Source organism: Ferrovibrio sp. MS7, assembly GCF_038404985.1.
In the GTDB taxonomy this organism is placed as follows: Bacteria; Pseudomonadota; Alphaproteobacteria; order Ferrovibrionales; family Ferrovibrionaceae; genus Ferrovibrio; species Ferrovibrio plantarum.
This window is the reverse complement of sequence record NZ_JBBKBA010000003.1, coordinates 341928-368307: the sequence shown is the minus strand read 5'-3', so window position 1 is coordinate 368307 and position 26380 is coordinate 341928. Positions and strand designations below refer to the sequence as shown.

Here is a 26380-nt window from a genome sequence, read left to right as displayed (position 1 = left end):
CTCCCGGCGGCGCGGTGCATGCGGCGCCGCCGGGTTTTCTTCAATCACGCTTTGATGACGATGGGGGTAAAGGCCTGATGCTTCGCTATGGCCTGCCAGTCCCAGGCAATGCCAAGGCCCGGCATATCCGGCGCCGTGACCTTGCCGTTCGTCACCTTGAGCCTGCTGCTCGCCACCGGGTCGAGTTGCGGAATCCATTCCACCCAGGCGGCATTGGGCACGGCGGCACACAGCGAGACATGCAATTCCATCAGGAAATGCGGGCAGATCGCCACATTGAAGCTCTCCGCCAGATGCGCCACCTTCAGCCATGGCGTGATGCCGCCGATGCGCGCCACGTCGGCCTGCACGATAGAGCAGGCGCGGTTTTGCAGATATTCCCGGAAATGGCTGGGGTGATAGATCGATTCGCCCACCGCCACCGGCAGGCTGGTCGACTGGCTCAAGCGCACATGGCCGTCCATGTCCTCGGCCGGCAGCGGTTCCTCGAACCAGGCCAGGTCCAGCGCCTCGTAATGCCGCGCACGGCGGATCGCTTCCGCCACCGTGAAAGCCTGATTGGCGTCCACCATGATCTCGAAGGCCGGGCCGACGGCATCGCGCACCGCGCCGAGCCGCGCCATGTCTTCCGCCACATGCGGCCTGCCGACCTTTATTTTGCTGCCGCCGAAGCCGCCGGCCTTGGCGGCGAGTGCGCCATCCACCAGCGCCTGCGGCTCGATATGCAGCCAGCCACCCTCGGTAGTGTAGACCGGCACGCTCCGCTGCGCGCCACCAGCTTCCAGCCACAATGGCCGGTTGGCGGCAAGGCAGCGCAGGTCCCAGAGAGCCGTGTCGATGGCCGCCAGCGCCAGCGCGGTGATGGCGCCCACCGCTGTCGCGTGCGTCGAGAAGAACAGGCTTTTCCAGATCGCCTCGATCTCCAGCGGATCGCGGCCCAGGAGGCGCGGCGCCAGATGATCGCGCAGCAAGGCCACAACCGAGGAACCGCCAGTGCCGATCGTGTAGCTGTAGCCGGTGCCGGTAAGTCCGTCGCTGGTGGTGATGCGCACCATCGGCGTTTCCTGAGTGATGAAAGCCTGGATCGCATCGGTGCGCTTCACCAGCGGCGCCAGATCGACCTGCAGGATTTCCACGCGCGTAATCGTTGCCATCCGCTTCCTCCATTTTCTTGCAGTCTAGAGGCTAAGTCATGACCAAGCCAGAGATGAACCCGTCACACGGCGAAGACCCGCATTTGATCGAAGTCTCCGATCCGGAAGTGAAGATTGAGCCTTATATCGAGGACATGCTGGGCTTTGTGATTTTCTGGGGCTTGGCCTTCGTGGTCTTCCTGCAATTCTTCTCGCGCTACATCCTCAATGATTCCTACGCCTGGACCGAGGAGATTTCGCGCTACCTGCTGATGTGGGTCACGTTCATCGGCGGTGCCACGGCGATGCGGCGCGGCACCCATATCGGCGTCGAGGCAATCCAGCATTTCCTGCCCGATAGACTGGCGCGGTTAAGCCGCTTCATCATCGACATCATTACGCTCGGATTTATTACCGCACTCTGCTGGTTCGGCATCACCGTTACCGAGCGGATGCAGATTCAGACCATGACTGTGATCGAATGGCCGATGAGCATCGTCTATGCCGGTGTCGCGCTGGGCTGCTTCCTGATGCTCTATCGCTGCGTCCGCGTGGTTTTCGGTAATGCCAAGCGCGGTTGGCGCGAAGATCCGAACAAGGCCAGCCTCATCATCGACTGAACTACGGATTCGCAGGAGTTACCCGCATGTTTGCGTTGCTTGTCTTCTTTTTCGCCACCCTGCTGCTCGGCGTTCCGATCTTCGTCGCGCTGGGCGGCTCGTCGCTGTTCTACACGGCGTTTCTTTCCAACATCCCGGATTTCGTGGTGCTACACCGCATGGCCGGCGGCGTCGACTCATTTCCATTGATCGCGGTGCCGTTCTTCATCCTGGCCGGCAATCTGATGAACACGGCAGGCATCACCAACCGCATCTATGATTTCGCCACTGCCGCCGTCGGCTGGCTGCGCGGCGGCCTGGGCCATGTCAACGTGGTTGGCTCGGTGATCTTCGCCGGCATGTCGGGCACGGCGGTGGCCGATGCCGGCGGGCTAGGCACCATCGAGATCAAGGCGATGCGCGACCATGGCTATCCCGATCATTTCTCGGTTGGCATCACTGCGGCATCATCCACCATCGGTCCGATCATTCCGCCTTCGCTGCCCATGGTGATCTTCGGCGTGATGGCGAATGTGTCCATCGGGCAGCTATTCGTTGCCGGCATTGTGCCGGGCCTGCTGATGGCTGGCGCCATGATGATTTATGTCACCTGGTACGCGCACCGCCACAATATCGGCCGCGACCAGGCTTTCCATATCCCGACGCTGGGCCGCACTTTTCTGCGCGCCATCCCGGCGCTGTTCACGCCGGTGCTGCTGATCGGCGGCATGAGCTCAGGTGCTTTCACGCCGACGGAGGCGGCCATCGCGGCCTGTGCCTGGGCGCTGATCCTCGGCGTGTTCCTGTATCGCTCGCTGAATGTGAAGCAGTTCTACCGCATCTCGCTGGAAACCATCGAGACCACCGCCAGCGTGCTGATCATCGTTGGCGCCGCTTCGCTGTTCGGCTGGGTGCTCACCACCACACGGATCACCGAGCAGCTTACCAGCGGCCTGCTCAGCATCACCACCAACCCGCTGATGCTGCTGCTGATCATCAACATCATCCTGCTGATCGTTGGCTGCTTCATGGAGACCATCGCGGCGATCTCTATTCTGGTGCCGATCTTCATGCCAGCCATCACCAAGCTTGGCATCGACCCGGTTCAGTTCGGCGTCATCATGGTGCTGAACCTGATGATCGGCCTGCTGACACCGCCGGTCGGCATGGTGCTGTTCGTGCTGTCGCGCGTGGCGAAGATGAGCTTCGATAAGACCGTGATGGCGGTGCTGCCGTTCCTGATCCCGCTGATTATCGTGCTGGTGGCGATCTCGGCCTTCCCGATCCTGACGCTTTACCTGCCGACGCTGTGGTATCGCTAATCGTCAGGTGCGCCAGAAATAGCGGCTGAACGGGATGATCAGAATGAGAATCTCGAGCCGCCCGGCGAGCATGCCGAAGCTCATCAGCCACTTGGCGGCCTCTGGCACTTCCTTGAAGGTGCAGCAGGGGCCGTTGTTGGGGCCGAGGCCAGGGCCGACATTGCCGAGCGCGGTGGCGGCGGCGCCGAGGCTTTCGCTCAACGGCAGGCCTGTTGCGGCAATGGCGATGGTCAGAAATGCCAGGGTCAGCAGGTAGGTGAAGAAATAGGTAACGACGCCGGCGCGCACGGCATCCGACACGGTTTCGCCGTTGAAAGTGACGCGGAAAGTGCCATGCGGGAAAATCTGGCGGTGGATTTGTGTCCGCAGGATCTGGATCATCACGAAGATGCGGAACACCTTGATGCCGCCTACCGTGGAGCCGGTACAGCCGCCGATCAGCATCAGCATCAATGCAATCGCTTCAACAAAGCCGCCCCAGGTGGAGTAGTCGTGGCTGGTAAAGCCGGTGGTGGTGATGGTGGCGACAGTGACGAAGAAACCCTCGCGCAGCGCCTGCATCAGCTCTACATCGAAATGCACCATTCGCCACAGAGCAATAAGCAAGGCGGCGGCACAGATGATGCCAAGGAATAGCTGCACCTGCTGGTCGCGGTAGAGGGCTCCAGGCCGTCCATACAATGCCAGGATATAAAGACCGAACGGCATGGCACCGAGCGTCATGAACACAACGCTGACCCATTCGATGGCCGCGCTGTTGTAGAAGCCGATACTGGAGTCGTGCGAGGAATAGCCGCCGGTGGCCAGCGCTGTCATGGCGTGGCCGATGGCATTGAAGGCATTCATGCCGGCGAGCCAGTAGCTCACGGCGCCGAGAATTGTCAGGGCCACGTAGATCAGGCCGATCTGCGTCACCACCTCAACCATGCGCGGCACGAATTTCGATGAGCTTGGCGAGAGATCGAGGCTGAAAAGCTGCAGGCCGCCGATGCGCAGGAAAGGCAGCAGCAGCACGGCGATGGTGACCACGCCGAAGCCGCCGATCCACATCAGCAGGAAGCGCCAGAACAGGATGCCGCGTGGCGCATTGTCCAGGCCGACAATCACGGTGGAACCGGTATTGGTCAGGCCGGACACAGCTTCAAACACCGCATCCGCCAGCGGCAGCCGCAGTACCGAGAGCATGAAAGGGACGGCACAGATCAGGCAGGCCACCACCCAGGTGACCGGCAGCATCAGCAGGGTTTCGTTCTGGCTGATACGCTGCTGCTTGTTATGGGTGGCAATGGCGATGCCGGCGCCGACGAAGATGGTGCCAAGCGCGCAGGCCAGGAAGGTGTAGGCATCGCGGTGGCGGTCGACGATATCCACCGCCATCGGCACCAGCATGAAGGCGCCGAGGCAGCACATCACCACGCTGACGAAATAGAGGATTGGCGCCAGGCTGATGCCTTCGGCGCGAGCGTCGGACGCGTTGGATGTGGTGGTGGGCCGGCGCGCGGTCATTGGCGCGGACTTTGGCCGCGCCATGCCTGAAAATCAAGCAACTTCGGTGGACTAGCCCGCGCCAGCTCTTAGCCAGCAGACGGCGAGACGACCGTGCAGGTCAGGTTCTTGCGCTTCAGGTTGCTGCAGGCGCTGCGGGCATCGGCTTCGGTGAGGCCGGTGAGGCGGGCGCGGTAGAGCATGCCGCTATCGGCGCGCAGCGTCTCGATGGTCGGCTCACCCGTGGGCACCTTGGCCTGCGCCTTGGCGACAGTGGCCTGGGCCGCATCCTGCTTCTTGAAGGCGCCAAGCTGCACTGCCCAGGCACCATTGCCATTCTGCTTCTTGCCCTTCTGGGCCGGCGCCTTGGCAACGGCGGCTTCGGCCTTGGCATTGGTTTTCGGCTTGGCGGCGCGGGCAATGCTGCCGGTTTCGGCGGCCTGCGCTGAGCTGATCAGGCTGAAGGCCGGCGCCGGCTCGACGGAGGCCATCACCGGGTCGTTGCCCGGCTTGCCGATGCGCTCGAAGCCGGCATCGAGAAGCTGGATCATGCGGTTGTCGCGGGCGACGATGCTCGGGCCGCCGAACACCACGGCCAGCACGCGGCGGCCATCGCGCTTCGCGGAAGCAACGAGGTTGAAGCCCGAGGCGGCGATGAAGCCGGTCTTGATGCCGTCGGCACCTTCATAGCGCGCCAGCACATGATTGTGGTTGCGGATGGTGGCTTCCTTCCACTGGAATTCGGCAGTGGAGAAGTAGTGATAGTATTTCGCGTGGTTCTTGATCAGCGCCATGCCCAGCGTTGCCATGTCGCGCGCCGTGGTCTGCTGCTGCTTGTTCGGCAGGCCGGAGGAATTCTTGAAGGTGGTGCGGCTCATGCCGAGCTGATGCGCGCGGCGGGTCGCCATCTGGGCGAACTGCGCCTCGGTGCCGCCGATGGCTTCGGCCAGCACGGCGGTGGCATTATTGGCGGACTTGGTGATGGCGGCGAGCACGGCATCGCGCACGGTGATGGTCTGGCCGGCGCGCAGTTCGATGCCATAGGGCTGGGCAGCGGCGTGGGCCGAAACCTTCAGCGGCTGGTTCATCTGCAACTGGCCGCTGTTGAGCGCATCGAAGGTCATGTACAGGGTCATCATCTTGGTCAGCGATGCCGGGTAGCGAAGGGCATCGGCATCCTGGGCGTGCAGTACACGGCCAGAATCGGCATCGACCACGATGGCGGCATATTTGCCCTGGGCGAGGGCGGGGCTTTGGCTGAGCAGGATGGAGAAACAAATCGTTACAACTAGGGCCGTAATACCCCGCACCAGAGCGCCAACCTGCATCATTGATCCCCCGTCACTATCCTGCTTGACTCATACACTAGGCGAGATGGACGGCCATCAATTCGCCCGATTCGCTTGGCATGAGTGTATGAATCGCGATTCGGCTTGTCCAGTGGAAAAGTCTGCCAAACGCTTGATTCAGCTATGATTCAGCATAACGTTAACCATCAGGCGGCAGCACAACTTATGGAGTCTAAAATGCGTCGGGTTAAGGAATGGTTTGGTCTGGCGGCGGTTTTGGCGCTCAGCGCCTGTGCCTCGGTCGGCCCTACGGACGACCCGATCCGCCGTCATTATTCCTGGGACCGCTATGTCGGCGGCGACGATCTGGCGGTGAGCTGCCAGCCCGGCCAGCCGGCGCGCTACCGTCTGGTCTATAATGGCCGCCACGACGAACAGCGCCGCTCCTATGATTTCTCGGCCCAGCCCGATGGCGGTGCCATGCTGGAGGCGAGGGTGATCGGCTCCGGCTCGCTGCTGCGCCTCACGGTGGAGGACCCGCTCAAGCCGTGGCGCGGTGAGCAAGCCCTCTATCGCCTGACCGCAGCCGAATTCTCCACTGTTACCAAGGCCTTGACCGATGCCGGCTTCGAGGCTACGGCGAAGCGCAACATGGAATTGCGCGGTGATGACTTCTTCTGGACCGCCAGTGCCTGCCGCGATGGCAAGTTCCACTTCAACGCCTGGGCCGCCGAGGGCTACCCGGCGGAGACCGCTGGCTTCAAGGATCTGCGTTTCCTGGAGGTGCTGGCGCCGTTCGACCGTACCGGGGTGGCGGTGAATCCGCCGCGCAAGGTGCCGTTGCCGCCGTATTCGATGCTATTCAACGAAACCAGCGAGAAGCCCAAGGTTGTGCCGCCGCGCTATATCGTCGGGGACAACGGCTTGGTGTATACCCAACGGGCGTTTAATTAGGCGCCCAGGTCCTTAATTAGGCAATAAACTATTGATCGCGCAAGGGAACGCTGCGCTGCCGCATTTTTATATTGCGGCGCACAAAAAATCCCTTGACGCAACCCAAGGCGTGCCCATATAAACATCAATGTTGCACCGCAGCATTTTTTCTGCCGCGCCGGTACGCCGGGGCGGCTTTATGAGCACCCACCCCAGGATCAACAGTCGCTAGAAGGATTATTCCCATGGCCAAGACCAAGACCGTCGCGCCGAAGATCGAAGCGCCGAAGTTCGAGGGCGCCGCCCCCTACGAGACCCTGATCGCCACCTCCAAGGAGCAGATGGAGAAGGCGCTGAAGGCCACCACCGAAGCCACCGAGCGCGCCTTTGCCCAGGCCAAGGAGCGTCTGGAAACCGTGGTGAAGGGTTACGACGACGCCGCCAAGTTCTCCAAGACCAACATCGACGCCTTCGTCGCCGCCGGCAACGTCGCCTCGAAGGGCGCAGAGACCATCAACGCCGAAGTGCTGGCTTTCGCGAAGACTCAGTACGAAGACAACCTGGCCGCTACTAAGGCCCTGTTTGGCGCCAAGACCCTGCAGGAACTCATCGAACTGCAGAACGATTTCGCCAAGACCGCCTTCGAGGCCTATGCCGCCCATGCCACCAAGCTGAGCGAAGTGTCGGCCAAGGTTGCGCAGGACACCTTCGCCCCGATCAACGCCCAGGTTCAGGCGGCGGTCGAGAAGTTCGTGAAGCCGCTGGCCGCCTGATTGGCGCCACGCCGCACACGGTTTTGTGACAGCGTTTGAGTACAGGGCCCGGCGGCAACGCCGGGCTCTTTTTTGTCCACAGGTGAGGTCAAGACGCGAAACGCCATCTTTTTTTACCCGCCGGGTGCTGGTATTTTTTTACCATGTTCCCATATCCTTAACCGATGCGGCGGCGCAGACGGCGCTTTCCCTAGTCGGGCGGAGCACAGGAATGAGCCACGGCATCAGCAGTGAGCTGGACAGAGTAGAGCCGATGAGTGGGCGGGCATGAGCGAACGGGATGGACGCGACGGACGCGGGCGTACCGAAATCGGCGTGGTCACCAAGACCAAGCCGAAGACGCAAAAGCCGCCAATGTACAAGGTGCTGTTGCTGAACGACGACTACACCCCGATGGAGTTCGTCGTGCATGTGCTGGAGCGTTTCTTCAACAAACCCCGCGAGGAAGCCACACAGATCATGCTGCATGTCCACCAGAAGGGCGTCGGCATCTGTGGCGTGTTCACCTACGAGGTGGCGGAAACGAAAGTGACCCAGGTGGTCGATTTCGCCCGCCAGCACCAGCATCCACTGCAATGCACGATGGAACGTGATTGAGTTAGTGGAACGTGATTGAGTTAGTGGAACGTGACTGAGTTAGTGGAACGCGATTGATGGAGGCGTAGACCGAATGGCAAGCTTCTCGCGCACGCTTGAACAATCCCTGCACCGGGCCCTGTCGCTGGCCGGCGCCAAGAAGCATGAATTCGCTACGCTTGAGCATCTGCTCTTCGCCCTGACCGAAGACTCCGACGCCATCGCGGTGATGCGGGCGTGCAATGTCGATATCGAAAAGCTGCGCGAGCGGCTTGGCACCTTTATCGATGAAGAACTGCGCGGCCTGGTAGTCACCGGCCTGCCGCAGGATGCCAAGCCGACCTTGAGCTTCCAGCGCGCCGTGCAGCGCGCGCTGTTCCATGTGCAATCCTCCGGCCGCGAGGAAGTCACCGGCGCCAATGTGCTGGTGGCGATCTTCTCCGAGCGCGAGAGCCATGCCGTGCATTTCCTGCAGGAACAGGACATGACGCGCCTCGATGCCGTCAGCTATATCAGCCATGGCGTTGCCAAGGCACCGGGCACGCGCAACGAGCGCCGACCGGTGCGTGGCGCCGATGCGCCTTCGGGCGAGGAGGGCGCGCGCGAGCAGCGTGGCGACCGCGAGCGCGAGAAGCCGGGCGCCAAGGATAAGGACAAGGAGGCGCTCAGCGCCTATTGCGTCAATCTCAACGACAAGGCCAAGGCCGGCAAGATCGACCCGCTGATCGGCCGCGAGCCGGAGATCGAGCGCACCATCCAGATCCTGTGCCGCCGTACCAAGAATAACCCGCTTTATGTCGGCGATCCCGGCGTCGGCAAGACTGCGATTGCCGAAGGGCTCGCGCGCCGCATTATCCATGGCGAAGTGCCGGGCATCCTGAAGGAAGCCGTGATCTACGCGCTGGACATGGGAAGCCTGCTCGCCGGCACGCGCTATCGCGGCGACTTCGAGGAACGCCTGAAGCAGGTGATGCAGGAGCTGGAAGCGCAGCCGAACGCCATCCTGTTCATCGACGAGATGCACACCGTGATCGGCGCCGGCGCCACGTCTGGCGGCGCCATGGATGCGTCCAACCTGCTGAAGCCGGCGCTGGCTTCCGGCGCGCTGCGCTGCATCGGCTCGACGACCTATAAGGAGTTCCGGTCCTATATCGAGAAGGACCGCGCGCTGCTGCGCCGTTTCCAGAAGATCGATGTGAACGAGCCGACACTGGCCGATGCGGTGAAGATCCTGCGCGGCATCAAGACCTATTACGAAGAGCATCACCATGTCCGCTATACCGACGACGCCATCAAGGCGGCCGTCGAGCTTTCGGCCAAGTACATCAATGACCGCAAGCTGCCGGACAAGGCCATCGACGTGATCGACGAGGTCGGCGCCGCCGAGTTGCTCAAGCCGGAATCGCGCCGTCGCAAGGTGATCGGCGTCAAGGAAGTGGAAGCCATCGTTGCCAAGATCGCGCGCATTCCCCCGAAGTCGGTCAGCCGCGAGGACAAGGAAAGCCTGCGCAACCTCAATGCCGAGCTGAAGCGCGTGGTCTACGGCCAGGATGCCGCCATCGATGCGCTGTCCAGCGCCATCAAGCTGGCCCGTGCCGGCTTGCGCGAACCGGAAAAGCCGATCGGCTCCTATCTCTTTTCCGGCCCCACTGGCGTCGGCAAGACCGAAGTGGCACGCCAGCTTGCCCATATCATGGGTGTCGAGCTGATCCGCTTCGACATGTCGGAATACATGGAGCGCCACAGCGTCAGCCGCCTGATCGGTGCGCCGCCGGGCTATGTCGGTTTCGACCAGGGGGGCCTGCTCACCGATGCAGTGGACCAGCATCCGCATTGCGTGCTGTTGCTCGACGAGATCGAGAAGGCGCATGGCGACCTGTTCAACATCCTGTTGCAGGTGATGGACCACGGCAAGCTCACCGACAACAACGGCAAGAGCGTCGATTTCCGCAACGTGGTGCTGATCATGACCACCAATGCCGGCGCTTCCGAGATGTCGAAGCAGGCCATCGGCTTCGGCCGCGGCCTCAAGGAAGGCGAGGACGAGGAAGCGATCAAGAAGCTGTTCACGCCGGAATTCCGCAACCGCCTGGATGCCACCATCGGCTTTGCGCCGCTGGCGCAGGAAACCATCTCGCGCGTGGTCGACAAGTTCGTCGCCCAGCTTGAAGGCCAGCTTGCCGACCGCAATGTCACCATCGCGCTGACCGACGAGGCCCGCGCCTGGCTGGCCGAGCATGGCTACGATCCGCTCTATGGTGCCCGGCCGCTTGGCCGCGTGATCCAGGAGAACATCAAGAAGCCGCTGGCGGACGAATTGCTGTTCGGCCAGTTGGTCAAGGGTGGTCATATCCTGGTGACGGTGAAGGACGGCAAGCTCGGCTTCGAGATCACCGCCGAGAAGTCTCCTGCGCCGAAGGGCAAGGGTGACGCTACGGAAAGCAAAGAGCCGGAATACGCCAATTAAGTGGGCTTATTCCGGCGGTTGAACGCTTTCTTGGCATAGATTCTGCACGCTTTTTGGACCGTATGCGACGCCGGCAGGGCCGGCGTCGTTCCCGTCAGTAGCTTTGAGTCAGGTCCATGGCTGATCAGAATCATCACTTGCAAGTCCATCAGGTTATCGATGGCATCGAGCGCGACGTTCAGGAATTCGGCGCGCAGAATGAAGACATTGCCTTCCAGACCACGTTGCTGGCGCTGAATGCCTCCATCGAGGCGGCGCGCGCCGGCGAAGTCGGCCGCAGCTTCGCGGTGGTGGCGCAGGAAGTGAAGGCGTTGGCCAACCAGACCGCCGACAATTCCAAACGCTTCCGCGATGTGGTGTTGAAGCGGATCAGTGCTTCCAAGCAGGCCGCCGAGCAGATCGTCACCCAGATCGTGAAGGATCTGGAGGGACCGCGCCTTGCCGACATGGCGCAGACCATCGTGCAACTGATCGTGCGCAACCTGTATGAGCGGACCTGTGATTGCCGCTGGTGGGCCACCGATGCCGCGATGTGGCAGGCTCTGGCCGAGCCTTCCGAGGAACTGCATGCCCTGGCCAGCGAACGGCTTGGCGTGATCAACCGTTTCTATACGGTGTATCTCAACCTGGTGCTGGCCGATGCCTCGGGCCGGGTGGTGGCCACCGCCAACCCGAAGCGGTTTCCCCGCGTCGCGCGGGCCGATGTGTCGCGCACGTCCTGGTTCCAGAAGGCGATGCAGTCGCGCAGCGGCGATGATTACTGTGTTGACGAGATCAGCCAGAGTGTCAGCCATGAGCGCAAGGCGGTGGCGATCTATGCCGCGGCGGTGCGTACCGGCGGCCAGATCCATGGTGCGCCGCTGGGCGTGCTGGGCGTGATCTTCGATTGGGAGAAGCAGGGCAGCAGCGTCGTCTGCGATGAACCGAGCCTGAGCGCCGAGGAATGGCAACGCAGCCGTGTGCTGCTGCTCGACGCCAAGCGCCGGGTGATTGCCGCTTCCGATGGCCAGGGCCTGTATCAGCCCTTCGACCTGCAGGCCGAGGGGCGGGAACGCGGCTATTATTATGCCGCCGATGGCAGCCTGGTCGCCTTCGCCCATACGCTTGGGTATGAGACCTATGACGGTCTGGGCTGGTACGGCGTGATCGTGCAGCAGCCGCGTCATTGACCCGGGCTGACCTAGGGTAAACGCTACAGGCAAGAATATTGCCTGAATCCCCAAATGAATTTCCTGCGCGCCAGCCCGCCGCCGCGTGGACTTATATGTTTATTTTACATAAATTCTGCATCAATCGCCGGCCAATCGAAAACCAGCCAGGGCCGGCATTGCATGGAGGCAAGACACCAATGGCAACCTTCCGTCTCAAGGCGGCTCTGCTTGCCGGCGCGCTCGCGCTGGCGGCGATTTCTACTGCGGCTTACGCCCCCCAGGTTCATGCACAGGGCAAGACCCTGCGCTGGGCCAGCCAGGGCGACTACCTCACCTTCGATCCGCATAGCCAGAACGAAGGCCTCACCCGCACCGGCTCGTTCCAGGTCTATGAAGGCCTGCTCGGCTACTCGGCCGATCTGAAGTTCGTGCCGGCGCTGGCCACTTCGTGGAAGGCGCTCGACGCCACCACCTGGGAATTCAAGCTGCGCCAGGGCGTGAAGTTCCATGGCGGCGAGAGCTTCACCGCCGATGACGTGGTGTTCTCGGTCAAGCGCGCCCAGCATGCCAACTCGGATTTCAAGACCTACATCGCCTCCGTCAAGGATGTGAAGAAGGTCGATGATTTTACCGTGCATGTGATCACCGATGGCGCCAACCCGATCCTGCCGAACCAGATCGCCAATATCTTCATCCTGTCGAAGAGCTGGGCGGAAAAGCACAATGTGCTGAACCCGCAGAGCTACAAGGACAAGGAAGAGACCTATGCCGTGCGTAACGCCAACGGCACCGGCCCGTTCTCGCTGAAGCTGCGCGAGCAGGATGTCCGCACCGTCACCGCCAAGAACCCGAACTGGTGGGGCCTCAAGGACGCGCCGCATAACATCGACGAGATCGTCTATACCCCGGTGACCACCGCCGCCACCCGCGTTGCCGCCTTGCTCTCGGGCCAGCTCGATTTCGTGCTCGACGTGCCGGTGCAGGACGTGGAGCGCGTCCGCCGCACGGCTGGCATCCAGGTGAAGAAGACCAACGAAATCCGGTCGATCTTCCTCGGCCTCGATGTCGGCAGCCCGGAACTGAAGTATTCCGATGTCAAGGGCAAGAACCCGCTGGCCGACAAGCGCGTGCGCCAGGCCATGTATCATGCCATCGACATGGAAGCGATCCGCACCAAGGTGATGCGCGGCGATGCCGTGGTCGCCGGCATGATCACGTCGCCGGGCGTGCATGGCTATGATGCCGCTATCGACAAGCGCCTGCCGTATGACGTGGCGAAGGCCAAGAAGCTGCTGGCCGATGCCGGCTACCCGAATGGCTTCGGCGTGACGCTGGATTGCTCGAACGATCGCTACGTCAATGACGAGGCAATCTGCCAGGCGGTCGTCGGCATGCTGGCCCAGGCCGGCATCAAGGTCGATCTCGCGGCGCGTTCCAAGACGCTGCATTTCCCCAAGCTGCAGAAGAAGGATACCAGCTTCTTCCTGCTCGGCTGGGGCGTGCCGACCTTCGACTCGCATTACGTGTTCTCGTATCTGGTGCAGACCCCGGACGGCAAGAACGGCTCCTGGAACTTCACCAACTACTCGAACCCGAAGCTGGACGGCATGATCAACGGCATGCTCTCGGAGCTTGACGCCACCAAGCGCGACAAGCTGATCCGCGACGCCTGGGACATCGTCAACGACGAAGTGATCTACCTGCCGCTGCATCATCAGGTGCTGAACTGGGCCATGGCCGAAAAGCTCGACATGCCCATCATCGCCGACAACGTGCCGCGCTTCCACTTCGCCAAGCTGAAGTGATCGGTCAGCGGGCCGCCCTTCGCAGGGCGGCCCGTTTCCTTTAGAGTCCGCCCCTATGCTCGGTTATCTCATCGGTCGTCTGGGCCAGGCGCTCGCCGTCATGCTGGCGGTGGCTCTGGTCGCTTTCGTGCTGTTCAATTACATCGGCGATCCGATCAACAACATGGTGGGGCAGGATGCCACCACCACGGACCGTGCTGCCCTGCGCGAACAGCTTGGGCTGGACGATCCTGCCCTGGTGCAGTTTGGCCGTTTCCTGGTCAATGCGGCACAGGGCGAGTTCGGCCTCAGCTACCGCCTCAAGCGCCCGGTCAGCATCCTGATCCGCGAGCGCCTGCCGGCGACGCTGGAACTGGTCGCGCTGTCCGCCATCATGGCGCTGATCCTTGGCCTGCCGCTCGGCGTCTACACCGCGCTCAGGCGCGATAGCTGGCTCACCCGCACCGTGCTCACGGCATCGCTGGTCGGGGTGTCGCTGCCCACTTTCGTGATCGGCATCGGCCTGATCTATCTGTTCTCGGTGCAGTTCGACCTGCTGCCCAGCTTCGGGCGCGGGCAGGTGGTGCAGCTTGGCTGGTGGAGCACCGGCTTCCTCACCAAATCCGGCTGGGCCGCCATCATCATGCCGTCGATCACGCTCTGCCTCTACCAGCTTACCCTGGTACTGCGCCTGGTGCGCTCCGAAATGCTGGAAGTGCTGCGCACCGATTACATCAAATTCGCCCGCGCCCGAGGCCTCACCGACAGCGTGGTGCATTTCCGCCATGCGCTGAAGAACACGCTGATGCCGGTGGTCACGATTGTCGGCCTGCAGGTCGGCGGCCTGATCGCCTTTTCCATCGTCACCGAAACCGTGTTCCAGTGGCCCGGCATGGGCCTGCTGTTCATCCAAGCCGTCACTTTCGCCGATATTCCGGTGATGTCGGCCTATCTGGTGATGGTCGGGCTGCTGTTCGTGGTGCTCAATCTCACGGTCGATCTGGTCTATTTCCTGATTGACCCGCGCCTCAGCGCGCAGCAGGGGCAGGCGGGCAAGAACACATGATCAAGACGCTCGCCCGCTGGTACGATAGCGACCTGGCCTACAGCTTCCGCCGCTCGCCGGTGGTGGTGGTGGCCGCCATCGTCGCCGCCGTGATGATCCTGTCTGCCGTGTTCGCGCCGCTGGTGGCGCCATTCAATCCCTTCGATCCATCGTCATTGAAACTGATGGATGCGCAGACGCCGCCGGCCTGGGTGGAAGGCGGCATGGGCAAGTATCTGCTCGGCACCGATGACCAGGGCCGCGACTTGCTCTCCACCATTCTTTACGGCAGCCGGGTATCGCTGTTCGTCGGCTTCGCGGCGATTGGTTTCGCGGCAGTGTTCGGCACGTTGATCGGCGTGCTCTGCGGCTATCGCGGCGGCTGGCTCGATACCCTGGTGATGCGCGCCGCCGATGTGCAGCTTACCATTCCCAGCATCCTGATCGCGCTGACCATCGACGGTATCGGCCGCGCCGCACTGCCGCGTGAACTGCATGGCGAGATCGCGCTGTTCGTGCTGGTTTTTGCCATTGGTGTGGCGGAATGGCCGCATTTCGCCCGGGTCGCGCGCTCGGCTGCGCTGGTCGAGCGCAACAAGGATTATGTCGCGGCGGCCAAGGTGATCGGGCGCGCGCCGTGGTCCATCGTCTGGCGCCATGTGCTGCCGAATACGCTCGGCCCGGTGCTGGTGCTGGCCACCGTCGGCCTGGCGCTGGCGATCCTTTCGGAAGCCACGCTCAGTTTCCTCGGCGTTGGCGTGCCGCCGACACAGCCCTCGCTCGGCACACTGATCCGCGTCGGCCAGAGTTTCCTGTTCTCCGGCGAATGGTGGACCGTGTTTTTCCCGGCGCTCACCCTGGTGCTGCTGGTGCTGGCGGTGAATGTGCTCGGCGACTGGCTGCGCGACGCGCTGAATCCGAAGCTGCAGTAGCTTCCAATTTCCCCATCCACAACACGTCATCGCCGCCGGGCCCTTCGGGCCTGTGCGCCCACGAGCACATTAGGTGCTCGCGCGCTTACAGTGACCCGGCGATCTCAGGCCACACTGGGAGAGATGCCCGGATCAAGTCCGGGCATGACGAGGGAGGGGAGGCAAAGCCGCCTCCGCACTCGTCGGCGCACGGGACCGAAGGGCCAGCCCGGTGATGACGAAGGAGGAGGGCGTCACCGCAATGCCGCCATCGCCCGCTCATGCCAGTAGCGGCTCTTGGCCGTGTCGGCGGGAATGCCGGGCCGGCCCTTGGCGAATAATTCAGCCAGGTCATCCATGGCGGCGACATGGCCGGCAAGGGCAGCGCGCTCCAGCCAGCGTGCCTCCTGCTTCGGATCGCGCCGCAGCCCGTCGCTGCCATCACCATAGGCATGGGCCAGCGTGTAGGCCTCGCGGCGGTCGCCCAGGCTGGCCGCGCGCAGCGTCGCTTTGATGGCCTGATCCGGGCGTTTCATCATGCGATAGCAGGTGGCGAGCAGGGCCCAGGACAGGCGGTGGTCCGGCGCCAGTTTCACGGCGGCTTCGGCCTCGCGCACGCCTTCGTGGTATTCATTTATCAGCACCAGCAGGCTGGCATATTCGTAATGCAGGCCGGCATCATTCGGCGCGGCGCGCAAAGCGGCCTGATAGGCGCGGTGGCTTTCCAGGAAACGGTCGGCATGGAAATAGGCATTGCCGAGACGACGCAGGATTTCCGGATCATCCGGCTTCTGTTCCAGCGCACGCTCGCAGGCGGCGGCATCGCCGGCTTTGATCCCGGCCTCGCAACGCTCCAGCCAGTCGGCGGCCAGGGCGGGCTGGCTGAGCAGCAGCAGGCAGGCGAAGGCAGCCAGGCGTTTCATGGCGTCACAGAAACCCCTTGATCTTCGCCGCCATGTCGATGATCGCATCGCGGTCGCCCGGCGTCAGGCTCCAGTTGAGCTTGGCATTATCGCCCTTGTGCCGTGGCAGCACATGCACGTGGTAATGCAGCACCGACTGCGCCGCGCCCGGCCCGTTCGACTGCACGATGTTGAGGCCGTCCGGCGTGGTGGCCTGCTGCACCGCGCCGGCGATGCGCTTGGCCAGCTTGGCCACGGCACCGACGGTTTCGGCCGGCGTGCTGAACAGGTCAGGGTGATGCTCCTTGGCGATCACCAGGGCATGGCCCGGCGCAAAGGGATTGATGTCCATGATGGCGAGGCAATGCTTTTCCTCGGCGAGTTTGATGCTCGGGATCTCTCCCGCCACGATCTTGCAGAACACGCAATTGTCGCCGCTCATTTTCCATCCCCAGGGCGTCACCCCCGGACTTGATCCGGTGGGCTCATTGAGATTGAGATGCGCGGGTCAAGCCCGCGCATGACGACGATACCGCCAAGCCGGCAAGCTTTCACTCACTTTCCGCTGAGCTGTCCGCATGTCGGAAGGGGGAATGCTCATCCAGTGCCGCGATCAGGCCCTGCATATGGGCGCGCTCCTGGTCCAGGAAGTTCGCTACGGCGCGGCGGAAGCCGGGATCGGGAATGTAGTGCAGCGAATGGATCGGGCTCGGTAGATAGCCGCGCGCCAGCTTGTGCTCGCCCTGGGCGCCGGCCTCGACACGCTTGAGGCCATGCCGGATGGCATAGTCGATGGCCTGGTAGTAGCAGCATTCGAAATGCAGGAAATTATGCTGCTCGATACAGCCCCAGTTGCGGCCATAGAGCGTGTCACTGCCCAGCATGTTCCAGGCGCCGGCGATCCAGCGGCCTTCGCGCTTCGCCAGCACCAGCACCACGCGCTCCGGCATCGCCCGGTGCAGGCGGCGGAAGAAATCGCGGTTCAAGTATGGCTGGCCCCATTTGCGGCTGCCGGTATCCATGTAGAATTCGAAGAAGGCGTCCCAATGTTCATCAAGCAGTGCGGCGCCCGAGAACGCCTCGATCTCGATGCCATCGCTCACCGCTTCGCGCCGTTCGCGCTTGATCGCCTTGCGCTTGCGCGAGGCAAGTGCTGCCAGGAAAGCATCGAAATCGGCATAGCCGTCATTCTGCCAATGGAACTGTTCCCCTAAGCGATGCAGCAGGCCGGTGCTCTCGCCCCAGTCCTTCTCGGCTTCGGTGACGAAGTTGACATGCAGCGAGGAGAGTTTGTGGCGCTTGACGATTTCCAGCGCGCCCTGCAGCAGCGCGCCGCGTACGGCTTCCGGGTCATGGCCCGGCGCAACCAGGAAGCGCGGGCCGGTCACCGGCGTGAACGGCACCGCAGACAGCAGCTTCGGATAATACTGCCCGCCGGCGCGTTCATAGGCATTCGCCCAGCCCTGGTCGAAGATGTATTCGCCCTGGCTGTGGCCCTTGAAATACAGCGGCATGGCGCCGACGGCTTTGTCGCCATCCTCCACCACCAGATGCGTCGGCTGCCAGCCGTGGCGCGGTGCGACGCAGCCCGATTGCTCCAGCGCCAGCAGGAAGCCATGCAGCAGGAAAGGGTTATCCGTGCCGGCGCAGGCATCCCAAGCCACCGCCGGCATATTGGCGATGCCGCCAATCGACCGGACGGTGAGGTTGCTCACTTCGTGGATAGCTCCTCGAAGATGATGTTGTCGGCATGGGCGGCGGCGCGGGCGCGCTGCTCCTTGCTGCGCACCGTCCAGCTGATCACAGGCAGGTTATGGGCGCGGTAGCGCGCGGTGAGCGGCGCCGGCAGGTCGTTCACGTCATAGGCCAGGAACATCGGCTCGCCATGGAAGCGGTTCAGCATCCAGCGCAGGCCGAGCTTCTGATACCAGTTCAGGTTCTTGCCCATCTCGGCGAGCGCGCAGGCGATCTGGCCGCGCACGAATTGCGGGGCGTGGTCGCGGAACCAGGCAACGGTGCGCGGGCTGAAGGATTGCACCGCCACGGGGCCGGGATAATGCCGCAGCATGTTGGCGACCGCCTGCTCGAGTGCGCCGGCGGGGTCGGCATTGTCTTTCTTGATCTCGACCAGCAAAGGCACGCGGCCCTGCACCAGGTCGAGCACATCATTCAGGCTCGGCACTGTCTCGGTGGTGCCGAGGATGGTTTCGCGCTTGAGCGCCGCCAGGCTCATTTCCGACACGCGGCCGGACTTGCCGCAGAGGCGGTCGAGCACGGCATCATGGAACACCACCACCTGGCCGTCGCCGGTGATGCGCACGTCCAGTTCGATGGCATAGCCGTTGTCGATTGCGTGCTGGAAGGCAAGGCGCGAATTTTCCGGCACGCCCTTGGCGATGTCATGCAGGCCGCGATGCGCCACCGGCGTCTTCAAGAGCCATTTCGGGGGGGCTTCGGTCATTGCGTTTGCCTACTCGCGGATAAGGAACACGGCGTCAGCTTCCACCGTGATGTCGAAGGGCAGGGACGGTGCCGAGATCGCGGTGCGCGCGGGCCGGCCCGGTTCGCCGAACACCTCCTGCAACAGATCGGTGATGCCGTTGGCGACGACTTGCGCCTGCTGGAAATCCGGCGTCGAATTCACCAGGGCGAACACCTTGAGGCAGCGTTCGACGCGGTCGAGATCACCCTCCACCGCCTGGCTCACCTGCGCCAGCAGGTTCAGCGCCGTCAGCCGTGCCGCCGCCACGCCATCGGCCATCGAGGCCGAGCCGCCGAGCTTGCCCTGATGGCGTACACTCTGGCCCCAGGTAGGGCCGACGCCGGCGACCCATACTTCGCGGCCGAGCCGCTGCCAGCCGACATAGGTCGCCACCGGCAGATGCGCCGGCGGCAGCACCAGGCCTAGCTCTTTCAGGCGGGCGGCGATGCGGCCGGCCAAGATGTCAGACCAGTTCGAAGATGGCGTCGATCTCGACCGATACGCCGCGCGGCAGCGACACCGCGCCGACCGCGAAGCGGGCATGCTTGCCGGCATCGCCGAATACCTGCGCGAACAGGTCGGAAGCACCGTTGATCACCTGCGGCTGCTGGATGAAATCCGGCGTCGAATTGACGAAGCCGCCCACCTTCAGCACGCGCTTGATGCCATCCAGCGAACCGCCGGCTGCGGCGCGCGCCTGGGCGATCAGGTTGAGGCCGCAGAGCCGCGCCGCTTCCACACCCTGTTCCAGGCTCATATCGGCGCCGAGCCGGCCGAGATAGCGCAATTCGCCGTTCCAGATGGTGATCTGGCCGGCGACATAGAGCGTCTTGCCGCTGATGGTGTAGGGGACATAGTTGGCCGCCGGGGTGGCCGGGTTGGGCAATTCGATGCCCAGCGTCTTGAGACGCGCTTCATGGCTGGCAGTCATGGGAGATACCCTTTGCTTACTGGAGCCGGAATCTAGCCCCAAGCAGTCCCTGACCGCAACCGATGGCGCATTTAACTCACAGGCCTAAGTCACGGGCCTAACTCACGGGGCGCGCGCGCCGCGTTTCCTTGTGCAGATACATCGCGCGGTCGGAGGCTTTCAGCAGGCTGGCCAGGCTGGCGCGGCCATCATAGCGCACCAGGCCATAGGAAAGACCGACCGGCAGCCGGCCCTGGCCCCAGAGCAGGGGTTCGTTGCGGATCGCAGCGCAGAGGCCGCGCAGCCGGGCTTCGGCTGCCGCCACGCTGGTCCCTGGCAGCACCAGGGCGAATTCATCGCCATGCAGGCGGGCGGCGAAATCCTCAGGCGCTGCAGCTTGGTGCAGATGCCGCGCGGCATGGCGCAAAGCGGCGTCGCCGGCGGCATGGCCATGGCCGTCGTTGATGCCCTTCAGGCCGTCGAGATCAAGGAAGCCGAGCACGCCGCCGCCACTCTGGCAGCGGGCGCGGGCCAGTTCTTGGTCCATGTGATGCTCGAAGCCCCGGCGGTTGGCCAGGCCGGTGAGTTCATCGGTGAGGCTGACGCGTTCGAGGTCCTCGATGCGCTGCTGCTGATCGGCAAGCTTCTGCTCGCTTTCGGCGGCGACATCGAGGATCTGGTCGAGCAGCGCCAGGCGAGCGGGGTCGTTGTCGCGGCGCAGTTGCAGCCGCAGGCGCAGTACAAGGCTGGCGAAGCCGGGCCGGGCTGAGTCGGAGCGGGCCGACTCGGGCAGGGCGGCGCCGAAGGCGGGAGCCTGGTCGGCACGCCAGTCGGCGAGGTTGACCGGCAGATCATTGGCTGGCAGGGCGAAGCTCATGACGAAACCCGTGTGACTTTGTTCCGGGTCTTACAAAGCAATCACCGTGCCAGAGAATTATTGTTGGAAATCAGGAAAAAACCATCCTGCGCCGCTGGGCAAAAATTTCCGCTCAGAGCGGGCTTAGCGGCGCCCGGCCCGCCAGCACCGCGTCGATGTTATCGAGCGCGGCGAAGCCCATGGCATCGCGGGTTTCCTCGGTGGCGCTGCCGACATGCGGCAGCAGGAACACATTGTCGAGCGCGGCATAGCCTGGATGCAGGTTCGGCTCTCCGGCGAAAACATCGAGGCCGGCGGCGCGGATCTGGCCGGATTTGAGCGCTGCCAGCAAAGCCTCGTCCACCACCATGTCGCCGCGCGCGGTGTTGACGAAGATGGCGCCGCGCGGCAGCAGGGCGAGCTTTTCGGCATTGAACAGGCCGCGCGTCTCCGGCGTCGAGGGCGCATTGATGGAAAAGAAGTCGGATGCCTGGAGCAGGCTTTCCAGCGTGTCGTGATACACCGCGCCGAGTTCCTGCTCTGGCGGCAGGCGGCGGCGGTTGTGATAATGGATCCGCATGCCGAAGGCGCGGGCGCGCTGCGCCACCGCCTGGCCGATGCGGCCCATGCCGTAGATGCCAAGCCGCTTGTCCTTGGGGTCGCGGCCCAGCAGCATCGTGGTGTGCCAGCCGCGCCATGCGCCATCGCGGACCAGTTTGTTGCCCTCATGCGCCCGCCGCGCAGCGGCCAGCAGCAGCAGCAAGGCGGTGTCGGCGGTGGCCTCGGTCAGCACATCGGGCGTGTTCGTGGCAATGATGCCGCGGGCCTTGATTGCCGCCACGTCGAGATGTTCGTAGCCGACGGAGAAGGTGGCAATCACCTTCACGCTGGCCGGCAGTTGCGCCACCACCTCGGCGGTGACGCGGTCGCCGGCGCAGACCAGGATACCATCGGCGCGGTGGCTGCTGGCGCGGGCGGCGATCTCCTGCGGGCTCAACAGCGTGTCTTCCGGGTTCGGCAGGGTGTCATAATCGCGCTGGGCGCGGGCTTCGACATGGGGCGGCAGGCGGCGGGTCAGCAACAGGCGGAAGCGGCTCATGGTCCCTGCATTCACACTATTGGGGATTCGCGTTATTTTTCCATTAGATGCGCGACGGCATGTTGCACCGCCGCAGCGCCCCTATATTGTGAAGAGCGGACGTGCCGCGGGCAAGGATTCGATGAAGCGCCTTTTTGCTTGGTTTGCTGTTTTGCTGTTGCTGGCTGCCAGCCTGGCATTCTCGCCGGCGGCCGGGCCGGTCCATGCCCAGGAACAGGCTGATCCCAAGGCGTTGCAGGCCATCGGCAAGGGCCTGGTTTCGCACCGCGCCATCTATGGCCTGTCCATTGCGCGGCATGATCCACGGAACTACCGCTCCGGCATCGGTGGCGGCCTGACGCTGGAATTCCTCAATAGCTGCGATGGCTATGTGCTGAACCAGCGTTTCGTGATCGAAACCCAGACCGATGATGGCCAGGTGCTGAGCGACATGACGCTCGGTTCCTTCGAGAGCCTGGATGGCCAGCGCTTCCGCTTCCGCCTGCGCGAGCAGTTGAACGGCGAGGATGAGGAAGAACTAGTCGGCGAGGGCCAGTTGGGACCGGGCGGTGGCCGCATCACGTTTTCCCAGCCCGCCGACACCACGCTGGACCTGCCGGCCGGCGCGATGTTTCCCACCGATCACACCATCCGCCTGATCGAGGCCGGCCGCGCCGCGCGCAATCTGTTGCGGGCGGATGTGTTCGACGGCTCTGCGGCGGATGGCTTTGCCAGCATCGGCGGCTTTATCGGCCGCACCCTGCCGCCCAATGCCGAGGCGCGGTTCGATGGCCTCAAGCAGCAGCGTTCCTGGCGCGTGCGGCTGGCCTATTTCTCCACGGCGAAGAAAAGCGACACGCCGGATTACGAGATCGCCTTCCGGCTCTATGAGAACGGCATCAGCGACGACATCGTGTTCGATTATGGCGACTACGCCATCCGCGCCACGCTGCAATCGCTTGAGATACTGCCCAAGGATCGTTGCTGATCGGGATCCTTGCCGATTGGGATCGCTGCTAGCTGAACATGAACCAGATCAGCAGAATCACCGGTATCGGCACGCCGACAAGCCACAGCAGAATATAGCGCATGGTAGCCCCATGATGTGTGTCATCCGGGGTATCAACGCGGCGGTGGCGCTTTAGTTCCGCTCGCCGATGCGCCACAGCCAGGCGGCGCCGCGCACGCCGGAACTGTCCCCGTGAAGGTTGCGCAGCAGCGGCGTCGAGACATGGTCGCTGAACGCCCAGCGCTGCCACAGCTTCGGCACATTGGCGTAGAGACGTTCGATATTCGACAGGCCACCACCCAGCACGATGACATCGGGATCGAGCAGATTCATCACCCCGGCCAGGGCACGGGCGAGGCGGTTTTCCAGCCGCTGCAACGCGGCTTCCGCCTGGGCATCGCCCAGTGCCGCCAGGGCCACGATGTCGCTGGCCCGGCGCGGCGTACCGCTGGCGCGGGCATAATCGGCCTCGAAGCCTGGGCCCGAGATCCAGGTCTCGTTGCAGCCCTGCAAGCCGCAATAGCAATCCGGGCCAGGCAATTCGCCTAGCTCCGGCCAAGGCAGCGGGTTATGGCCCCATTCGCCGGCAATCGCATTGGGGCCGAGCAGGCATTGGCTGTTCACCACGATGCCGGCGCCGCAGCCGGTGCCGAGGATGACTCCGAACACGGTGCGGTAGCCCTGGCCGGCACCATCGGCGGCTTCCGACAGCGCGAAGCAGTTGGCATCATTGCCGAGCCGCACCGGCCGCTGCAGGGCGGCTTGCAGATCGTGGTCCATGGCATGGCCGATCAGCCAGACCGAATTGGCGTTCTTCACCAGGCCGGTGGCTGGCGAAATGGTGCCCGGAATGCCGACGCCGACCGGTGCCGGCGGGCCGAAGCGGACGACATTGGCTTCGCTGTCCACCGCCTGCACCAGATCGCGAATGGCCCGGATCGTGGCGGTGTAATCATCACGCGGTGCGGCGATGCGGCGGCGGGCACGGATCACGCCATCGTCGCTGAGCGCAATGGCCTCGATCTTGGTGCCGCCGAGATCCACGCCGATGCGCATGGTCTAGCCGCTCAGTTGCGCGGCGAGATGCGGTGCCATCGCCGCCCAGGATTCGCCGCGATGCTGGCAATGCTCGGAAGGCGGCAGCAGCACGGCGAGGCGCGGATCGGCGATGAAATGCACCCGGTGCACATCGGGCGCTACCTCGGCCACCGAAGCATGGTTGCGGGGAATATCGTCGATGAAGGCAGCGCGGCGCGGGGCGTGGCGCAGCAAGGCGGCCATCGCCGGTCCCTTGGGGCCGGTATTGGCGATAATCGGGTAGGGCATGCCGTGGCGGTGCAAAGCGGTGGCGCGGGCATCGCGGGCATGCAGTGGCAGGTTGCTTAAGACCACGATATCGGCGAGTCCGGCCAGTCCCGCCAGGGCCTCGGCGGCACCATCCACCGGGTCGAGCAGGTCGGTGGCGCTGGCGAAGAAATGATCCAGCAGCGGCGAAAGTTCGGTTTGTGACACGGCGGTATCGTCGGCCTGGCGGCGCACATTCCCGTTCAGCGCGAAGGAGGCCCAGTTGAAATAGAAGCCATTGGCTTGCAAATGGCGTTCGAATCCGCGCATGAAATAGAACAGCACCTCATCGGCATCGACCACCAGCAGGGGGCGGCCGGGGGTGAGGCGCAATTCGGCCAGTTGGGCGGCAGTGGCCGGGGAGGGATTCGCCGAAGGCGGGAGCGGGTTGTTCTCGGGCATGACTGACACATTATACATGATTCGCGGTCCTGAAACGGCTTGGCCCGGTTGCAACCGGATGCTACATATCGTTGAGATAATACGGATAGAAACCGCCCCGTGTGGCGGCGCTAGTCGGGGACAAGCCGGATGAGCAAGACCGTTCTGATCGTCGAGGACAACGAACTCAATATGAAGTTGTTCCACGACCTGCTGGATGCTCATGGCTACCAGACCCTACAAACCAAGGATGGCATGGAGGCCCTGGCCATGGTGCGTCAGCACCGGCCGGACCTGATCCTGATGGATATCCAGTTGCCCGAGGTCTCGGGCCTGGAAGTGATCAAGTGGATCAAGGAGGACGACAACCTCCGCTCCATTCCGGTGGTGGCGGTGACGGCCTTTGCCATGAAGGGCGACGAAGAGAAGATGCGCGAGGGCGGCTGCGACGCCTATATCGCCAAGCCGATTTCGGTCGGCAAGTTCATCGAGACGGTGAAGCACTTCCTGGACGCCAAGAACTGACGCGGTCGTCATGACTGCGCGCATCCTGGTCGTCGACGATATCCGCACCAATATCAAGGTGCTGGAAGCCAAGCTGACCAGCGAATATTACGAAGTCATCACCGCATCCAATGGGCCTGAGGCACTGGATGCCGCGGCCCAGGGCAACCCGGACCTGATCCTGCTCGACGTGATGATGCCGGGCATGGATGGCTTCGAGGTCTGCCGGCGGCTGAAGGCCGATCCGGTGACGGCGCATATCCCGGTGATCATGGTGACGGCGCTCGGCGACCCGGAGGACCGGGTGCAGGGCTTGTCCGCTGGTGCCGACGATTTCCTGACCAAGCCGGTGGATGACGTGGCGATGTTCGCCCGGGTGCGGTCGCTGCTGCGTGTCAAGCTGATGCTGGACGAGCTGCGCATGCGCGAGCGTACCTCTGCCTCGCTCGGCGTGCTGTCGCCGCCGGTGCCGAGCCTGGACGAAGATTACGCCAGCGCGCGGCTGCTGCTGGTGGAGGACAATCCGCGCGATCAGGTGCGGCTGCAGCGCATGATCGAAGGCCAGTTCATGCTCGATATGCAGGCCGATGGTGCGGGCGCAGTGGCCGAGGCACGGCGCCAGGAATACGATTCCATCGTGGTCAGTCTGGGCCTGAAGAATCCCGATGGCCTGCGACTCTGCTCGCAGCTCCGCACCACGGAAGAAACCCGCAATGTGCCGATCCTGCTGCTGGTCGGGCCGGACGATCAGCGCGCACTGGTGAAGGGCCTGGAAATCGGCGTCACCGACTATGTGGTGCGCCCGATCGACCGCAACGAATTCATCGCCCGTCTACGCGCCCAGGTGCGCCGCAAGCGCTATCAGGAGCGGCTGCGCCAGCATTACCAGCAGAGCATCGAGATGGCGGTGACCGATCCGCTGACCGGACTGTATAACCGCCGCTACATGGCCTCGCATCTTGGCACGCTGTTGAGTCAGAGCCCGTCGCAGCATGGCACCGCGGCGCTGATCCTCGATCTCGATCATTTCAAGCAGGTGAACGACACCTATGGCCACGGCGTCGGCGACGAAGTGCTGCGCGAGATCGGCGCACGCATCGTGCGCAATATCCGCGGCATGGACATGGCATGCCGTTTCGGCGGCGAGGAATTCGTGGTGCTGATGCCGGATACGGCGCTGGAAGCGGCGCAGGTGGTGTCCAGCCGCCTGCATCGGGCGATTGGCGAGGTGCCGATCAAGGTGAGTGCGCCGGTGGGCCAGCTTACCGTCACCTGTTCCATTGGCCTCGGCTCCAGCCGTCTCGGCGAACCGGCCGATGCCTTGCTCAAGCGAATCGACGACGCGCTCTATCGGGCCAAGACCGCCGGGCGCAACCAGGTGCATATCGCGGCCGAGTAGTCCTTCGGCGAGTAGCCCGTCGGGCAACCGGGCCGGCTGCGCGGCGG

The 26380-nt window shown here is 63.5% G+C and carries 26 protein-coding genes; 13 read left to right on the top strand and 13 right to left on the bottom strand.

Going from position 1 to position 26380, the window contains the following annotated elements; all coding sequences use genetic code 11:
* Positions 1–44: 44 nt before the first annotated feature.
* Entirely contained in the window at positions 45–1154 is a 1110-nt protein-coding gene (locus tag V6B08_RS20060) for a mandelate racemase/muconate lactonizing enzyme family protein (RefSeq protein ID WP_341984284.1), read from the bottom strand.
* 38 nt (positions 1155–1192) lie between these two features.
* Between V6B08_RS20060 and V6B08_RS20055 the strand changes: the two genes are divergently transcribed.
* Together V6B08_RS20055 and V6B08_RS20050 are read left to right on the top strand one after the other, a co-directional pair.
* Positions 1193–1753 (top strand): TRAP transporter small permease, encoded by a 561-nt coding sequence (locus V6B08_RS20055; protein ID WP_341984282.1) that lies wholly within the window; start codon positions 1193–1195, stop codon positions 1751–1753.
* A 26-nt stretch (positions 1754–1779) separates the two neighbouring features.
* A complete protein-coding gene (locus tag V6B08_RS20050) occupies positions 1780–3054 on the top strand; it encodes a TRAP transporter large permease (RefSeq protein WP_341984280.1) in 1275 nt (424 codons plus the stop codon).
* A 3-nt stretch (positions 3055–3057) separates the two neighbouring features.
* Here V6B08_RS20050 and V6B08_RS20045 read toward each other — a convergent pair whose 3' ends face one another.
* Both V6B08_RS20045 and V6B08_RS20040 read right to left on the bottom strand, forming a co-directional pair.
* The gene (locus tag V6B08_RS20045) at positions 3058–4560 is read right to left on the bottom strand and encodes a TrkH family potassium uptake protein (protein WP_341984278.1); all 1503 of its coding nucleotides are present in this window, start codon (positions 4558–4560) and stop codon (positions 3058–3060) included.
* Positions 4561–4628: 68 nt separating this feature from the next.
* A complete protein-coding gene (locus tag V6B08_RS20040) occupies positions 4629–5870 on the bottom strand; it encodes a serine hydrolase (protein ID WP_341984276.1) in 1242 nt (413 codons plus the stop codon).
* Positions 5871–6065: 195 nt separating this feature from the next.
* On the opposite strand from V6B08_RS20040, the gene V6B08_RS20035 reads away from it, so the two are divergent.
* The 8 genes from V6B08_RS20035 (at position 6066) to V6B08_RS20000 (ending at position 15489) form a co-directional block, all read left to right on the top strand.
* Positions 6066–6782, top strand: coding sequence for a hypothetical protein (locus tag V6B08_RS20035; RefSeq protein WP_341984274.1), 717 nt, complete (start codon positions 6066–6068; stop codon positions 6780–6782).
* A gap of 224 nt (positions 6783–7006) precedes the next feature.
* Entirely contained in the window at positions 7007–7534 is a 528-nt protein-coding gene (locus V6B08_RS20030; RefSeq protein ID WP_341984271.1) for a phasin family protein, read from the top strand.
* A gap of 267 nt (positions 7535–7801) precedes the next feature.
* Positions 7802–8131 (top strand): ATP-dependent Clp protease adapter ClpS, encoded by a 330-nt coding sequence (clpS, locus tag V6B08_RS20025; protein ID WP_341984270.1) that lies wholly within the window; start codon positions 7802–7804, stop codon positions 8129–8131.
* 73 nt (positions 8132–8204) lie between these two features.
* Positions 8205–10577, top strand: coding sequence for an ATP-dependent Clp protease ATP-binding subunit ClpA (gene clpA / locus V6B08_RS20020; RefSeq protein ID WP_341984269.1), 2373 nt, complete (start codon positions 8205–8207; stop codon positions 10575–10577).
* Positions 10578–10693: 116 nt separating this feature from the next.
* Positions 10694–11746, top strand: coding sequence for a methyl-accepting chemotaxis protein (locus V6B08_RS20015; protein ID WP_341984266.1), 1053 nt, complete (start codon positions 10694–10696; stop codon positions 11744–11746).
* A gap of 179 nt (positions 11747–11925) precedes the next feature.
* Complete coding sequence (locus tag V6B08_RS20010) at positions 11926–13533, top strand: ABC transporter substrate-binding protein (protein ID WP_341984264.1); 1608 nt, start codon at positions 11926–11928, stop codon at positions 13531–13533.
* Positions 13534–13588: 55 nt separating this feature from the next.
* Positions 13589–14578: an ABC transporter permease gene (locus tag V6B08_RS20005; RefSeq protein WP_341984262.1), complete on the top strand. Its 990-nt coding sequence runs from the start codon at positions 13589–13591 to the stop codon at positions 14576–14578.
* Entirely contained in the window at positions 14575–15489 is a 915-nt protein-coding gene (locus V6B08_RS20000; RefSeq protein WP_341984260.1) for an ABC transporter permease, read from the top strand. The genes V6B08_RS20005 and V6B08_RS20000 overlap by 4 nt, the downstream gene beginning before the upstream one ends.
* 233 nt (positions 15490–15722) lie before the next feature.
* Here the strand turns inward: V6B08_RS20000 and V6B08_RS19995 are convergent, their stop codons facing one another.
* The 8 genes from V6B08_RS19995 to V6B08_RS19960 all read right to left on the bottom strand — a co-directional run bounded on the left by V6B08_RS19995 (position 15723) and on the right by V6B08_RS19960 (position 21717).
* A complete protein-coding gene (locus tag V6B08_RS19995) occupies positions 15723–16391 on the bottom strand; it encodes a tetratricopeptide repeat protein (protein WP_341984259.1) in 669 nt (222 codons plus the stop codon).
* Between the two features lie 4 nt (positions 16392–16395).
* On the bottom strand, positions 16396–16812 hold the full coding sequence (locus tag V6B08_RS19990) for an HIT family protein (RefSeq protein ID WP_341984255.1): 417 nt from the start codon (positions 16810–16812) through the stop codon (positions 16396–16398).
* 109 nt (positions 16813–16921) lie between these two features.
* Positions 16922–18085 carry a GNAT family N-acetyltransferase gene (locus tag V6B08_RS19985; RefSeq protein WP_341984253.1) on the bottom strand — a complete coding sequence of 388 codons (1164 nt, stop codon included), beginning with the start codon at positions 18083–18085 and terminating at the stop codon, positions 16922–16924.
* On the bottom strand, positions 18082–18831 hold the full coding sequence (locus V6B08_RS19980; RefSeq protein WP_341984251.1) for a glycerophosphodiester phosphodiesterase: 750 nt from the start codon (positions 18829–18831) through the stop codon (positions 18082–18084). Before V6B08_RS19980 ends, V6B08_RS19985 begins: the two co-directional genes overlap by 4 nt.
* A 9-nt stretch (positions 18832–18840) precedes the next feature.
* On the bottom strand, positions 18841–19311 hold the full coding sequence (locus tag V6B08_RS19975; RefSeq protein ID WP_341984250.1) for a RidA family protein: 471 nt from the start codon (positions 19309–19311) through the stop codon (positions 18841–18843).
* A gap of 4 nt (positions 19312–19315) precedes the next feature.
* Positions 19316–19783, bottom strand: coding sequence for a RidA family protein (locus tag V6B08_RS19970; RefSeq protein ID WP_341984248.1), 468 nt, complete (start codon positions 19781–19783; stop codon positions 19316–19318).
* Between the two features lie 97 nt (positions 19784–19880).
* Positions 19881–20639, bottom strand: coding sequence for a GGDEF domain-containing protein (locus V6B08_RS19965; RefSeq protein ID WP_341984246.1), 759 nt, complete (start codon positions 20637–20639; stop codon positions 19881–19883).
* Positions 20640–20751: 112 nt separating this feature from the next.
* Positions 20752–21717, bottom strand: a complete 966-nt coding sequence (locus V6B08_RS19960) for a 2-hydroxyacid dehydrogenase (RefSeq protein ID WP_341984244.1) — start codon at positions 21715–21717, stop codon at positions 20752–20754.
* 121 nt (positions 21718–21838) lie between these two features.
* Between V6B08_RS19960 and V6B08_RS19955 the strand changes: the two genes are divergently transcribed.
* On the top strand, positions 21839–22684 hold the full coding sequence (locus tag V6B08_RS19955; RefSeq protein WP_341984242.1) for an EipB family protein: 846 nt from the start codon (positions 21839–21841) through the stop codon (positions 22682–22684).
* 153 nt (positions 22685–22837) lie between these two features.
* On the opposite strand, the gene V6B08_RS19950 is transcribed toward V6B08_RS19955, so the two are convergent.
* Together V6B08_RS19950 and V6B08_RS19945 are read right to left on the bottom strand one after the other, a co-directional pair.
* Positions 22838–23761, bottom strand: coding sequence for an ROK family protein (locus V6B08_RS19950; RefSeq protein WP_341984240.1), 924 nt, complete (start codon positions 23759–23761; stop codon positions 22838–22840).
* Between the two features lie 3 nt (positions 23762–23764).
* On the bottom strand, positions 23765–24451 hold the full coding sequence (locus tag V6B08_RS19945) for a hypothetical protein (RefSeq protein WP_341984238.1): 687 nt from the start codon (positions 24449–24451) through the stop codon (positions 23765–23767).
* Between the two features lie 129 nt (positions 24452–24580).
* Between V6B08_RS19945 and V6B08_RS19940 the strand changes: the two genes are divergently transcribed.
* Positions 24581–24955, top strand: a complete 375-nt coding sequence (locus V6B08_RS19940) for a response regulator (protein WP_341984236.1) — start codon at positions 24581–24583, stop codon at positions 24953–24955.
* 10 nt (positions 24956–24965) lie between these two features.
* On the top strand, positions 24966–26333 hold the full coding sequence (locus V6B08_RS19935) for a PleD family two-component system response regulator (RefSeq protein ID WP_341984234.1): 1368 nt from the start codon (positions 24966–24968) through the stop codon (positions 26331–26333).
* Positions 26334–26380 lie beyond the last annotated feature (47 nt).